Annotated in this window: 11 protein-coding genes; 8 read left to right on the top strand and 3 right to left on the bottom strand. The window is 41.8% G+C overall.

Going from position 1 to position 12682, the window contains the following annotated elements:
- Positions 1 to 11 precede the first annotated feature (11 nt).
- From HKX39_RS02370 to HKX39_RS02360, 3 genes are all read right to left on the bottom strand, one after another.
- Positions 12 to 1610 (bottom strand): ABC transporter substrate-binding protein, encoded by a 1599-nt coding sequence (locus HKX39_RS02370; RefSeq protein WP_171679697.1) that lies wholly within the window; start codon positions 1608 to 1610, stop codon positions 12 to 14.
- 274 nt (positions 1611 to 1884) lie between these two features.
- Complete coding sequence (locus HKX39_RS02365; protein ID WP_171679696.1) at positions 1885 to 3399, bottom strand: fumarate hydratase; 1515 nt, start codon at positions 3397 to 3399, stop codon at positions 1885 to 1887.
- A gap of 118 nt (positions 3400 to 3517) precedes the next feature.
- A complete protein-coding gene (locus HKX39_RS02360; protein ID WP_171679695.1) occupies positions 3518 to 4291 on the bottom strand; it encodes a crotonase/enoyl-CoA hydratase family protein in 774 nt (257 codons plus the stop codon).
- Positions 4292 to 4528: 237 nt separating this feature from the next.
- Here HKX39_RS02360 and glyQ point away from each other — a divergent pair, with 237 nt between their 5' ends.
- The 8 genes from glyQ to HKX39_RS02320 all read left to right on the top strand — a co-directional run bounded on the left by glyQ (position 4529) and on the right by HKX39_RS02320 (position 12603).
- A complete protein-coding gene (gene glyQ / locus HKX39_RS02355; RefSeq protein ID WP_171679694.1) occupies positions 4529 to 5428 on the top strand; it encodes a glycine--tRNA ligase subunit alpha in 900 nt (299 codons plus the stop codon).
- A 2-nt stretch (positions 5429 to 5430) separates the two neighbouring features.
- The gene (gene glyS, locus HKX39_RS02350) at positions 5431 to 7563 is read left to right on the top strand and encodes a glycine--tRNA ligase subunit beta (protein ID WP_171679693.1); all 2133 of its coding nucleotides are present in this window, start codon (positions 5431 to 5433) and stop codon (positions 7561 to 7563) included.
- Positions 7560 to 8099: a D-glycero-beta-D-manno-heptose 1,7-bisphosphate 7-phosphatase gene (gene gmhB, locus HKX39_RS02345; protein ID WP_171679692.1), complete on the top strand. Its 540-nt coding sequence runs from the start codon at positions 7560 to 7562 to the stop codon at positions 8097 to 8099. Before glyS ends, gmhB begins: the two co-directional genes overlap by 4 nt.
- 7 nt (positions 8100 to 8106) lie before the next feature.
- Positions 8107 to 8841, top strand: coding sequence for a lysophospholipid acyltransferase family protein (locus HKX39_RS02340; RefSeq protein ID WP_171679691.1), 735 nt, complete (start codon positions 8107 to 8109; stop codon positions 8839 to 8841).
- The gene (locus HKX39_RS02335; RefSeq protein WP_171679690.1) at positions 8822 to 9556 is read left to right on the top strand and encodes a M48 family metallopeptidase; all 735 of its coding nucleotides are present in this window, start codon (positions 8822 to 8824) and stop codon (positions 9554 to 9556) included. The genes HKX39_RS02340 and HKX39_RS02335 overlap by 20 nt, the downstream gene beginning before the upstream one ends.
- Positions 9557 to 9576: 20 nt before the next feature.
- Positions 9577 to 9993 (top strand): lactoylglutathione lyase, encoded by a 417-nt coding sequence (gloA, locus tag HKX39_RS02330; RefSeq protein ID WP_171679689.1) that lies wholly within the window; start codon positions 9577 to 9579, stop codon positions 9991 to 9993.
- A gap of 23 nt (positions 9994 to 10016) precedes the next feature.
- On the top strand, positions 10017 to 11153 hold the full coding sequence (locus HKX39_RS02325) for a glycerate kinase family protein (RefSeq protein ID WP_171679688.1): 1137 nt from the start codon (positions 10017 to 10019) through the stop codon (positions 11151 to 11153).
- A gap of 94 nt (positions 11154 to 11247) precedes the next feature.
- Positions 11248 to 12603 (top strand): GntP family permease, encoded by a 1356-nt coding sequence (locus HKX39_RS02320; RefSeq protein ID WP_171679687.1) that lies wholly within the window; start codon positions 11248 to 11250, stop codon positions 12601 to 12603.
- Positions 12604 to 12682 lie beyond the last annotated feature (79 nt).

Genomic DNA, 12682 nt, shown 5'->3' with positions numbered 1-12682 from the left:
TAAAAAATGAATTATTTAACGCTAACACCAGTAAACTGGAATGCACCAAATGGGCTGATTTTAAAGCCTTTAACATTTTTTGTTGTTGGCACATTCACAATAGAAGTACCAATTGGTGAGCCTGGCGTTTGCTCATAGAAAATCTCTTGCGCTTGCTCATATAACTTAGTACGTTCTGCAACATCGCTTAATTGACGAGCTTCAGTAATAAGTTTTTGGAATGGCTCATAGCAGAAACGAGAGTAGTTAGAACCACCGACAGCACCACAACCAAATAGGTTACCTAACCAGTTATCTGGGTCACCATTATCACCTGTCCAACCTACCATGACAGTATCATGTTCACCTGATTTCGCACGCTTGAGGTACTCACCCCATTCGTATGTCATTAGATTAACTTTAACACCAACTTTAGCCCAGTCAGCTTGTACTAACTCACCCATTAAGCGACCATTTGGATTGTATGGGCGTTGTACTGGCAATGTCCACAAGGTGGTTTCAAAACCATTAGGATAACCCGCTTTTGCCAATAACTCCTTGGCTTTTTCAATATTGTGTTCACGCGCTTTGATTTTCTCATTGAATGACCATTGTGTTGGAGGAACTGGGTTAGGTGCACGTTGACCTTGACCACCATAAACCGCCTCAATGATAGCGTCTTTGTTCATTGCATAGTCTAAAGCGACACGAACATCTGGGTTTTTAAACGGCTCTTTTTCTGTGTTGTAGTAAATGAAACCAACATTAAAGCCTGGATTGCTTAATACATTGATAGAATCATCTTTTTTCATTTTCTCAATGTCAGCAGGCAATGGGAATGACATGATATTACATTCTCCCGCTTTCACTTTTTGATAACGTACTGAACCATCTTTCGTAATAGCAAACACGAGATTGTCTACTAAAGGCATATCATTTTTGTCCCAGTAGTCTTTGTTTGCTTTATAACGAATAGAAGCATCTTTTTGGTAGCGTTGGAAAATGAATGGACCTGTACCAACAGGTTGTTGATTAATTAACTCCGCTTTACCGTCTGCCAGTAATTTGTCTGCATACTCTTTAGAGTAAATAGAACCAATCGGCATCGCTAATGTCTGTGTAAATGATGCATCCGTCGTATTTAACGTAATTTTGACTGTATAGTCATCAACTTTTTCGACAGATTTAATATTCTTATCCAAGCCCATATCGCTAAAATACGGAAACTCTACTGGGTAAGCCTTATTAAAAGCATTCTCTTTATTGCCTAGACGATCGAATGTAAAGATTACATCATCTGCATTAAACTCACGTGTAGGCTTGAAGTAGCTCGTAGTGTGCCACTTCACACCTTTACGAAGATGGAAAGTGTACGTTAAACCGTCATCAGATACATCAAAACGCTCTGCTAATGCAGGCTCTGCTTTTGTACCGCCACGAGGGAACTGAACCAACGGATTCATTACATTGTTTGCACTCGCATCAAAGTCTGTACCCGCTGTATATTGTGCAGAGTCAAAGCCTGCTGGACTACCCTCAGAACAGTAAACTAAAGTACCGCCATTAGCAGATGCAATACCCGCAAAAGCAGACATCAAAGCGCCTAATAGAATCTTATTAGAAGTTTTCATAAATCCTTTCCTTCTGTTAAATGAGTTAGCTTATATTTAAATTTAAAGCAATACCAAATTTATAACCTGTTATAAGCGATTTCGGCAACTGGTATTTTCCCTATTATCAAAAAATCATCAACTTGGTGCAAACATATTACCATCTTGCAAAAACTGCTTTTATTTTGTTCACATTTTATTTTTTTCTTGACTTTGGAAAATAACATTCGACGATTAAAAAGGGTAAACCTTCCTCGGCTCACCCTCCTCGTTATAGCATCACTGTAAAAATGTACTATTTTTTAAGATTCTCAATCTTAATTTTCCATTCGGCTGGACCTGTGGTATGTACAGAAGTACCTGAAGCATCCACTGCTACAGTCACCGGCATATCTTTTACCTCGAACTCATAAATCGCTTCCATACCAAGATCTTCGAAACCAACTACTTTAGCATTACGAATAGCTTTAGATACAAGGTACGCCGAGCCACCTACTGCCATCAAGTAAGCAGATTTATGCTTTTGAATAGATTCAATCGCAGCCGGTCCACGCTCTGCTTTACCAATCATGGCAATCAGACCTGTATTAGCCAACATCATATCGGTAAATTTATCCATTCGCGTCGCTGTTGTTGGACCTGCAGGCCCCACCACTTCGTCACGCACCGGATCAACTGGACCAACATAATAAATCACTCGATTTGTAAAATCGACAGGGAGTTTTTCACCTTTCGCTAACATATCTTGAATTCGTTTGTGTGCCGCATCACGACCAGTTAGCATCTTACCGTTTAATAATAATGTTTGACCTGGTTTCCAGCTAGCCACCTCTTCTTTTGTTAAGGTATCTAAATTCACTTGAGTAGATTTATTATAGTCAGGCGCCCAATGCACATCTGGCCAAGCATCCAAAGAAGGAACAGGTAACTCAGCCACACCACTACCGTCTAACACAAAGTGCACATGACGCGTAGCTGCACAGTTTGGAATCATCGCGATGGGTTTAGAGGCTGCATGCGTTGGGAAGGTATTAATTTTAACGTCCAATACAGTCGTTAAACCTCCTAGACCCTGCGCACCAATCCCTAAGGCATTCACTTTTTCATACAGCTCGATACGTAATTCTTCGAGTTTATTTTGAGGACCTCTCGCAAGCAACTCATACATATCGATATCTTCCATTAAGGCTTGCTTCGCCATTAACATCGCTTTTTCAGCTGTACCACCGATACCAATGCCTAACATCCCTGGAGGACACCAACCCGCCCCCATTTGAGGAACCGTTTTTAATACCCAATCCACAATATTATCGCTAGGGTTTAGCATAGCAAATTTCGTTTTATTCTCAGAACCACCACCTTTTGCAGCAACTTGAACATCAATCGTATTACCCGGAACAAGTTCTACTGATACGATACAAGGCGTATTATCTCTCGTATTTTTACGTTCAAAAATCGGATCAGCTAATACAGAGGCGCGCAGTTTATTATCAGGATCAAGATAACCACGACGAACACCTTCATCACAGGCTTCTTGCAATGTTTTGCTAAGCTCGAGCTTCACATCCATACCGATTTTTAAGAATACATTGACGATACCTGTATCTTGGCAAATAGGACGATGTCCTTCAGCGCACATACGAGAGTTTGTTAGGATTTGTGCAATAGCATCTTTTGCTGCAGGACTTTGCTCACGCTCATACGCACGTGCCAAATGTTGAATATAGTCCTGTGGATGATAATAACTAATAAATTGCACCGCATCGGCAATTGATTGCACTAAATCGGCTTCTTTGATGACGACTGCCATAAAAAACTCCCAATAAATTCAGTAATAAAATAGATTGCCTACATCATACTGCATTTATTGGGAGCTCGGCTACTTTACAAGAGAGAAAATAATATTCGCTTTATAAAAAATCCTTCACTTATTCACCTTTCCAAACGGGTGCTCGCTTTTCTGCAAAGGCTGTCGCTCCCTCTTTAGCATCATGAGAAGTAAAGATATGCGCCATACGTGGTTGCTGAAGTGCAAACATATCTTCTGGTGACCAGCCTTGCGACTCCATCACCACCTGTTTAATCACTTTAAGTGATAGTGGACCATTAGCTGCGATACGTTGTGCTAGTGCCAATGCTGCATCCAACGCTTTGCCTGGCTCTACCAATTCATTAATCAAGCCTAATTGGTGCGCACGATTTGCATCTAACATATCCCCTGTCAACAATAACTCCATGGCGATGTGATACGGTACACGTTGTGGTAAACGCAACATACCGCCAGACCCAGGAACTAAACCACGTTTAGCTTCTGGCAAACCAAATTTAGCGGTATTAGATGCTACAATCAAATCACATGCCAAGACCAATTCAAAACCACCTGCCAAAGCATACCCCTCAACAGCAGCGATTAAAGGCTTCTTAGGTTGTGCCTCACATAAACCACCTAAACCACGACCTGGAACCACTGCACGACGTTGTGTCTTAGCAAACTCTTTTAAATCCATTCCTGCACAAAAATGCTCGCCCTGTCCACGTAGAATCGCTAACGATAAATCAGGATTTCGATCCAGTTCATCAATCGCATCTGCTAAAGCAAAAGAGGTATCATACGTCAATGCATTACGTGATTCTGGGCGGTTAATAGTGATTACTAACACGCGACCAATCTTTTCAGAAATAACTAATGGTTCCGTTGTCATTATGACTCCTTTTCTTGAATAAGGTTTTCTACATTTGCAAGAAAGACTAAGCCTTTTCCTTGCAATATCATCATTTTTTCTAACAATGTAAAAAATTCTATCGAACTTGTAAATACAGATAAACCTTAATACACCCTATTTACTATTAATATGCGCCCCTCTGTATTCTTATGCAATATTTGTAACCTACATGCTAGAATTAAGCATTATTTTATTTTTACGTCTGAGTAACTTTATATGCTTACCTTTCAGCAAATTATTCTCACATTACAAAACTATTGGGGTGAACAAGGTTGCGCCTTATTACAGCCTTATGATATGGAAGTTGGTGCTGGCACTTCTCACACAGCTACCTTTTTAAGAGCGATTGGTCCTGAACCTTGGTTTGCGGCATATGTACAACCATCACGTCGCCCTAAAGACGGTCGTTATGGTGAAAATCCAAACCGTTTACAGCATTACTATCAATATCAGGTGGTTTTAAAGCCAGCCCCTCCTAATATCCTTGATTTGTATATTGGTTCATTAAAAGCGTTAGGTATCAATCCGGAGGAGCATGATATCCGTTTTGTCGAAGACGACTGGGAAAACCCAACACTAGGTGCTTGGGGGCTAGGCTGGGAAGTCTGGTTAAATGGTATGGAGGTCACGCAATTTACCTATTTCCAACAAGTTGGCGGTTTGGATTGTTCTGCTACAACAGGCGAAATCACCTATGGTTTAGAACGTATCGCCATGTACCTCCAAAATGTTGAAAGTGTTTATGACCTCGTTTGGACAATTCGTCCTAATGGTGACAAAATTTACTATCGCGATGTGTTCCACCAAAACGAAGTGGAGCAGTCCACATACAACTTTGAATATGCGGATATTGATGTGCTATTCGCTCACTTTAATGACTACGAAGCACAAGCCAAACGTCTAATGGAACTCGAAAATCCATTAGCTCTACCCGCTTATGAACAAGTCCTAAAAGCTGCACATACTTTTAACTTATTAGATGCTCGCAATGCGATTAGTGTAACTGAACGTGCGACTTATATCGGTCGCATCCGTAATCTATCGCGTGCTGTTGCTCAATGCTACTACGATTCTCGTGAAAGACTGGGCTTCCCTATGTTAGCGGAGGCAAAATAATCATGACCACAAAACCTTTATTGATTGAATTATTTACTGAAGAATTACCGCCAAAAGCACTACGTCGCTTAGGTGAGGCATTCGCACAAAGTATTGTTGGTGACCTTACTAAGGTTAACCTAATCACAGCTGGTACGGCGTTCCAAAGTTTTGCTACACCTCGTCGCCTTGCTGTTTGTGTAGAAAATGTGCTAGCACAGGCTCCTGAACAAGACTTTGCCGAAAAACTTATGCCGGTCAAAGTCGGTTTAGATGCCAATGGTGCTGCTACACCAGCTTTACTCAAGAAGTTAGCAAGCAAAGGGCTAGAACACTTATCGGTAGCTGACTTACAAATAGAGTCTGACGGTAAACAAGATTATCTTGTCGCTAAGGGGAAAGCCGCTGGCGTTCAACTTGTTCAGCACTTACAAAGTGTTGTGGATAAAGCTATTGAAAACCTACCAATTCCTAAGGTTATGCGTTATCAACTGGCAGACGGTAAGACAACGGTCAAGTTTGTTCGCCCTGCACATGGTTTAGTTGCTCTTTATGGTAGTGATGTAATTCCCGTGACCGCTTTAGGTCTTGACTCTAGCAAAACAACGCATGGGCATCGCTTTATGGGCAAAGTCTCTTTTGATTTAGATAATGCCTCTAGCTATGCAACACAACTTGCTCAAGAAGGTATGGTCATTGCCTCGTACGATGAGCGTTTGCAAATGATTCGCCAAGCGCTAACACAAAAAGCAGAAGAACTGAATTTAAGCATTGGCAATGAGCCTGCTGTTGAAGATTTACTAGAAGAAGTCACTTCTTTAGTAGAGCATCCAACCATTTATGTGGGTCAATTTGAAGAGAAGTTCTTAGCTGTACCGCAAGAGTGCTTAATTCTCACCATGCGTTTAAACCAAAAGTACTTCCCTCTTTTCGATAAGAATACAGGCAAACTTAGCCATCGCTTCCTCATTGTCAGCAATATGCAAGTACAAGACCCTCACAATATTATCGAGGGTAATGAACGTGTTGTACGCCCTCGTTTGGCTGATGCTGAGTTCTTCTTTAATACAGACCGCAAACAAACATTAGCAAGTCGAGTAGATCAATTGGGTACTATTGTCTACCACAATAAATTAGGTACTCAGCTTGCGCGTGTCGAACGTGTCCGTGCTTTAGCTCGCTATATTGCAGAAAAACTCGGTGCTAATAGTGAACAAGCAGATCGTGCCGCTTTCTTAGCAAAAGCTGATCTTACCTCTAATATGGTCGGCGAGTTCCCTGAATTGCAAGGCATTATTGGTGCTTATTATGCAAAAGGCGATGGCGAGCACCCTTCTGTAGCTCAGGCAATTGCAGACCAATATCTTGTTCGCTTTGACAAGCCCGTATCAGAAGATAACCTCACTAGCGTTGCCCTCTTTATTGCAGAGCGTATTGAAACGCTTGTCGGCATTTGGGGAATTGGCTTATTACCGACAGGCGAACGTGATCCTTATGCTCTACGCCGTGCTGCACTTGGCATTATTAGTGCATTTGATGCACTTCAGCAAGCACAAGTCTTTAACCGTGCAGACAAACTCAAACTCATTGATTTACTCAAATTTGCACAAAGCTTATTTAGCAAAGAAAACATCGAGATTAACCAAGCAACAGCAACTGAAGTCCAAGACTTTATTTTTGAACGCTTACGCCATCAATTACAAACAAACAATGACCGTTTTGTGGTCGATGCTGTTTTGGCACTAAATCCAGATTTAGATGAAGTAGCCGCTCGCGTGAATGCAGTAAGTCACTTTAGTACATTACCTGAAGCGAGCAGTCTTGCTGCTGCCAATAAACGCATTGGTAATTTATTGAAGAAAGTCGAAGGCGACGTCGGAACCGTTGATAACACAAAACTGACAGATGCTGCAGAAATCACATTAGCAAAAGTCATTGACGAGGTTGCACCAGTTGCACAAACACATTTTGCTCAAGCAGAGTTTACGCAAGCTTTACAAAGTGTGGCAAAAACACGGGATGCTGTCGATACGTTCTTTAACGATGTGATGGTAATGGCAGAAGACCCTGCAGTGCGTCAAAATCGTTTAGCACTTTTAAATAAACTACATGCAACGATGAACTTGGTTGCTGACTTATCGAAACTCGCTCAATGAAGTTAATCATTTTAGATCGAGACGGCGTAATCAATCACGAAAGTGCCGAATTCGTTAAAAATGCGGATGAGTGGATTGCCTTACCGGGAAGTATTGAGGCAATCGCTCAGCTCTATCATGCGGGTTATAAAGTCGTTGTAGCGACCAATCAATCAGGTTTAGGTCGCGGACTGTTTACTATCCACGACCTCAACGCAATGCACAAAAAACTTCAATCTCAACTCAAAGCACTTGGCGCGAGTATTGATGCTTTTTTTATCTGCCCTCACCACCCCGATGAACAGTGTGATTGTCGTAAACCCTTACCAGGCATATTTAACGAAATAAAAAAACGTTATGGCATTACTGATTCCCAACAGTTTTTTGCTGTTGGTGATAGCTTACGTGATTTACAGGCCGCCACTTCTGCGGGTTTTAAAACATGGCTAGTACTTACTGGTAATGGTCAAAAAACCTTAGCAAATGGCAATCTCCCTGCTGGTACACTCATGAGTTCTAATTTATCAGAAGTCGTTGAAAAACTTCTTGAGGAGTAATCCCTCTATGATTTACATTCGCTCTACCATCTTTGCGATTTATCTCGGTATTTTCACCATTATTTTTGGTATTCTTTCTGGCTTTCTTATTATTTTCCCCTTAACTTGGCGCTGGAAATTCATCACTATTTGGAATCGCTTAATTATTGATGGCCTCAAAGTCATCTGTGGTGTTCGGTATCAAGTAAAGGGTACAGAAAACATTCCCGATCAGGCCACTCTCTATCTCGCAAAACATCAATCCGCATGGGAAACCATTTTCTTCCCATTAATGTTCAAACGAAGTCTTACTTATGTCCATAAAAAAGAACTGCACTATATTCCCTTCTTTGGCTGGGGATTAGCAAGCGTTCAACAAATTGCTATCGATCGCAGTGCTGGTAGAGACTCCATGCTACAAGTCATGGAAAAAGGTACGCAACGACTACAAGAAGATCGTAATATCGTCATTTTTCCAGAAGGAACTCGTATACCTGTGGGTCAAAAAGGACGCTATAAACTCGGTGGTGCTCGTCTTGCCGTCCATGCACAATGCCCTGTCGTACCTGTTGCCTTAAATGCAGGTATGTGTTGGCCACGTCAAGCCTTCCTAAAAAAACCGGGTTTAATCACCGTTTCTATCGGTCCTGTTATTTCTCCCGAAGGATTAAGTCCTGAAGAACTCAACCAACGTGTGGAAGACTGGATTGAAGCCGAAATGCGTATACTCAATCCTGAAATATATGCAGACCAGTTATCATAGTGTTCGCACAACGCACGGCACCATTAACTACACCTTAAAACGTATCCGTCGCGTACGCTTTAAGGTTAAAGTGGGCTACGATGGGGTCGTTGTGCATGCCAATCTCAGCGAGCCTATTAGTACGGCCGAACGCTATCTTCGTCAATTTGCCAAATGGTTTATCAATAAACTAGCGGAAATAGAGGCCTCTCGCCCTCCTTCCTTAAATCATTGGGAACTAGGCAAAACCATTCGTTATCTCGGTCGTACTATTGAGCTAAAACAGCATTTTACGCATGACACCCCTCTTTTTTTGGGGGAGGTGAATGCACCTCAAGATGGTGATATCCTCTTAGTCGATAATATCATCTACCCGCATCACGGTGTAAGTATTCAAGACTCCTGTGAATTCTGGTTAAAACGACAAGCTTATCAATGGTTCGAACATCGCTTAGCATGGTTTTATCAGACCACTGGTCGCAAACCTCATGCCTTCCGATTGAGTAACGCACTACAAAGTTGGGGGCAATGTAATAGCCGAGGTGTTATTGGTTTAAACTGGCGTTTGATCCATCTATCCCCCGAGCAGATTGACTATGTTATTGCTCATGAGTTAGCCCATCTAAAACATATGAATCACAGTAAAGCTTTCTGGCAAGAAGTCGCTACTATTATGCCTAATTATGAACCACATAAAAAAGCGATTAAGCAACAAAGTTTACATACTCTGACCTAAACCTATCTAAAAGGATGACTATGCAATTTTTACACACGATGCTTCGCGTTGGTAATCTTGAACGTTCAATTGAATTTTATACCAAAGTATTAGGGATGAAATTACTACGCACCTCCTCTAATCCAGAGTACAAATACGACTTAGCTTTTCTAGGTTTTGCAGCAAATCCAGAACAAGCCGAACTTGAATTGACCTATAACTATGGGGTAGAAAGCTATGACTTGGGTACTGCCTATGGTCATATCGCTATCGGAGTTCCTGATGCTTATGCTGCTTGTGAAGCTGTCAAAAAAGCAGGTGGCAAAGTGACTCGAGAAGCAGGCCCGGTCAAAGGCGGTACCACAGTGATTGCCTTTGTAGAAGACCCTGATGGTTATAAAATTGAATTTATCGAGCGCAAAGATATGAATGCGACTGGTAAAGGCTTACACGATTAATAAATACTACGCTCTCTTGTCCTATGATTATTGTTGTTGCTCCCGATTCTTTTAAAGAAAGTCTTTCTGCCGCAGATGCTGCGATTGCTATTAAACAAGGCATTCTGGATGCAGTCCCTGATGCCACCATCTACTGTATCCCTATGGCTGACGGGGGCGAAGGGACTGTCGCCGCTATTGCTCAAAGTACTAATAGTCGTTTAATCGAACACACGACAGTCAATGCACTAGGACAAGAGATTACCGCCCAATGGGCTTTGATTGAAGAAGACACTGCCGTTATCGAAATGGCATCTGCTGCAGGTCTAGAGCAAATTCCCAAAGCAAACCGTGATATCTATGCCTCCTCCACCTATGGTGTGGGTCTTCTTATTAAAGAAGCCCTTAACTATCCAATAAAGCGTCTCATTTTAGGTTTAGGGGGCTCAGCTACAAACGATGCTGGCCTAGGTATGGTGAATGCCTTGGGAGTCAAATTCTATGATAAAAATGCTCAGCTGATTGACCAACCAACCCCAAAAGTCTTTGCAGACATTCATCACATTGATATTTCCTCTTTAGATAAACGACTACAATCTTTAGAGATTATTCTTGCCTCAGATGTACGTAATCCCTTATATGGCCCACAAGGTGCTTCTCATATTTTTGGTCCTCAAAAAGGTGCTACCCCAGAACAAGTTATCGAATTAAATACCCATCATCAACGCTATGCAGAACTGGTAGCTACATGCGTACAAAAAGATTATAGCCAAGCTGCAGGATCAGGTGCTGCTGGTGGTCTAGGATTTGCTGCTTTAGCCTTTTTAAATGCACAATTCAAACCAGGTATTGATGTCATTGCCGAATACTCACAACTTGCCAAACATATCCAAGAAGCTGATTTAGTGATTACGGGTGAGGGCTGTATTGATGCTCAAACCCTCCAAGGAAAAACAATCGCCGGTATTGCTTCCCTCAGTCAACAGTATAAAAAACCCCTGATTGCCTTAGGTGGTGCCGTACATGGACATTATCAAGATTTGTACTCTCAAGGCTTAACCGCCGCCTTTAGTATCAGTAGTGGACCATTAACATTACAAGAATCGATGCAACAATGTGCTCCTTTACTTCGACAAAAAACCAATGATTTAATCCGGCTATGGATGAGTAAGGTAGTATAAGCTTATCCGCATTTTCCTCTATTGCTTGAATAGAATTTTCGATTTATATTTTATTTAATACTTAAAACATTACTCTTTACAGGGAGAGCTTACTATGACACTCGTGTTAATACTAGCACTGCTCATTGCCTTTATTGTATTGGCAACGACTAAGCTAAAACTTCATCCATTCCTCGCCTTACTTGGTGCTGCCTTTATTGGTGGTTTTGCCTATCAAGTCCCTAGCAATGAAATCGTCAAGCATATCGCTACTGGTTTTGGTGGTATTCTGGGCGGTATTGGTTTGGTTATTGCAATAGGTACCATTATTGGTGTTATTTTAGAGCGCACAGGCGCTGCCATTACCTTAGCTGAAACCGTGATTAAAGTCATGGGTAAACGTTTCCCTACGCTTACCATTTCTATCATCGGTTATCTTGTATCTATTCCTGTTTTTTGTGACTCTGGTTACATTATTCTTAACTCATTAAAAGAAGCACTCGCTAAACAGATGAAAGTCTCTCTAGTGGCCATGAGCGTGGCGTTAGCAACAGGTCTTTATGCTACTCATACCTTTGTTCCACCGACACCAGGCCCTATCGCAGCAGCAGCGAATCTAGGTTTAGAGAGTAATTTAGGCCTTGTTATTTTAGTCGGTCTTTTTGTTGCCTTTGTAACCGCTATGGCTGGTTTATGGTGGGCGAATCGTTTCTTAAAACAAGACATTGAACTACTCCCAGAAATTCACTCTGATCAATTAGCTAAAACAGAAGAACTTCGTAAAAGCTACGGTCAACTCCCTTCTGCAACAGCCGCTTTCTTACCCATTATTCTGCCTATCGCTTTAATCTGCTTAGGCACAATTGTTGCCTTCCCAAGCAAACCATTAGGCACAGGTACTGTTGCACAAGTGCTGGCTTTCTTTGGACAACCTGTTGTCGCCCTATTAGCCGGTTTAATTGCCGCTTTAGGTCTATTAAAAGGCAGCAGCAAAGCGGATGAGTTTAATAAAGTAGTTGTCGAAGGTATCGTACTTGCCGCACCCATCCTACTCATTACGGGGGCAGGTGGTTCATTTGGCGCCATTTTAAAAGCTACACCTCTTGGTGACTATCTCGGTCAAACATTATCTAGCTTAGGTGTCGGTATCTTTATGCCATTTATCGTAGCAGCAGCACTTAAAACAGCACAAGGTTCGACAACTGTTGCACTTGTAGCCACTTCTGCACTCGTTGCTCCTATGCTTCCACAATTAGGTTTAGACTCTGATATGGGTCGTGTATTAACAGTAATGGCTATCGGTGCTGGTGGTATGACAGTATCTCACGCTAATGACAGCTTCTTCTGGGTCGTGAGTCAATTTAGCCGCATGAAAGTAGCTACTGCTTATAAGGCTCAAACAGTCGCCACACTAACACAAGGTATTGCTGGTATCATCACTGTTTGGATTTTAAGCCTAGTATTCCTATAAGCCTGCACTAGTACCTAGATACTTATATAGAAAGAACAATCCCCGCTCAATGCGGGGATTTGCACTATTAGAAAGTCTG

This window comes from Pelistega suis, assembly GCF_013133795.1.
Lineage (GTDB): Bacteria > Pseudomonadota > Gammaproteobacteria > Burkholderiales > Burkholderiaceae_B > Taylorella > Taylorella suis.
Note: the sequence above shows the minus strand (reverse complement) of the source record. Positions and strands in the feature narration are given on the sequence as shown.

What these genes read in the sequence shown, in the direction of transcription:
- glyS (WP_171679693.1), top strand. Translation starts at nt 5,431, where the DNA reads ATGACCACAAAACCTTTATTGATTGAATTATTTACTGAAGAATTACCG.
- glyQ (WP_171679694.1), top strand. Translation starts at nt 4,529, where the DNA reads ATGCTTACCTTTCAGCAAATTATTCTCACATTACAAAACTATTGGGGT.
- HKX39_RS02320 (WP_171679687.1), top strand. Translation starts at nt 11,248, where the DNA reads ATGACACTCGTGTTAATACTAGCACTGCTCATTGCCTTTATTGTATTG.
- HKX39_RS02360 (WP_171679695.1), bottom strand. Translation starts at nt 4,291, where the DNA reads ATGACAACGGAACCATTAGTTATTTCTGAAAAGATTGGTCGCGTGTTA.
- HKX39_RS02340 (WP_171679691.1), top strand. Translation starts at nt 8,107, where the DNA reads ATGATTTACATTCGCTCTACCATCTTTGCGATTTATCTCGGTATTTTC.
- gloA (WP_171679689.1), top strand. Translation starts at nt 9,577, where the DNA reads ATGCAATTTTTACACACGATGCTTCGCGTTGGTAATCTTGAACGTTCA.
- HKX39_RS02370 (WP_171679697.1), bottom strand. Translation starts at nt 1,610, where the DNA reads ATGAAAACTTCTAATAAGATTCTATTAGGCGCTTTGATGTCTGCTTTT.
- gmhB (WP_171679692.1), top strand. Translation starts at nt 7,560, where the DNA reads ATGAAGTTAATCATTTTAGATCGAGACGGCGTAATCAATCACGAAAGT.
- HKX39_RS02325 (WP_171679688.1), top strand. Translation starts at nt 10,017, where the DNA reads ATGATTATTGTTGTTGCTCCCGATTCTTTTAAAGAAAGTCTTTCTGCC.
- HKX39_RS02365 (WP_171679696.1), bottom strand. Translation starts at nt 3,399, where the DNA reads ATGGCAGTCGTCATCAAAGAAGCCGATTTAGTGCAATCAATTGCCGAT.
- HKX39_RS02335 (WP_171679690.1), top strand. Translation starts at nt 8,822, where the DNA reads ATGCAGACCAGTTATCATAGTGTTCGCACAACGCACGGCACCATTAAC.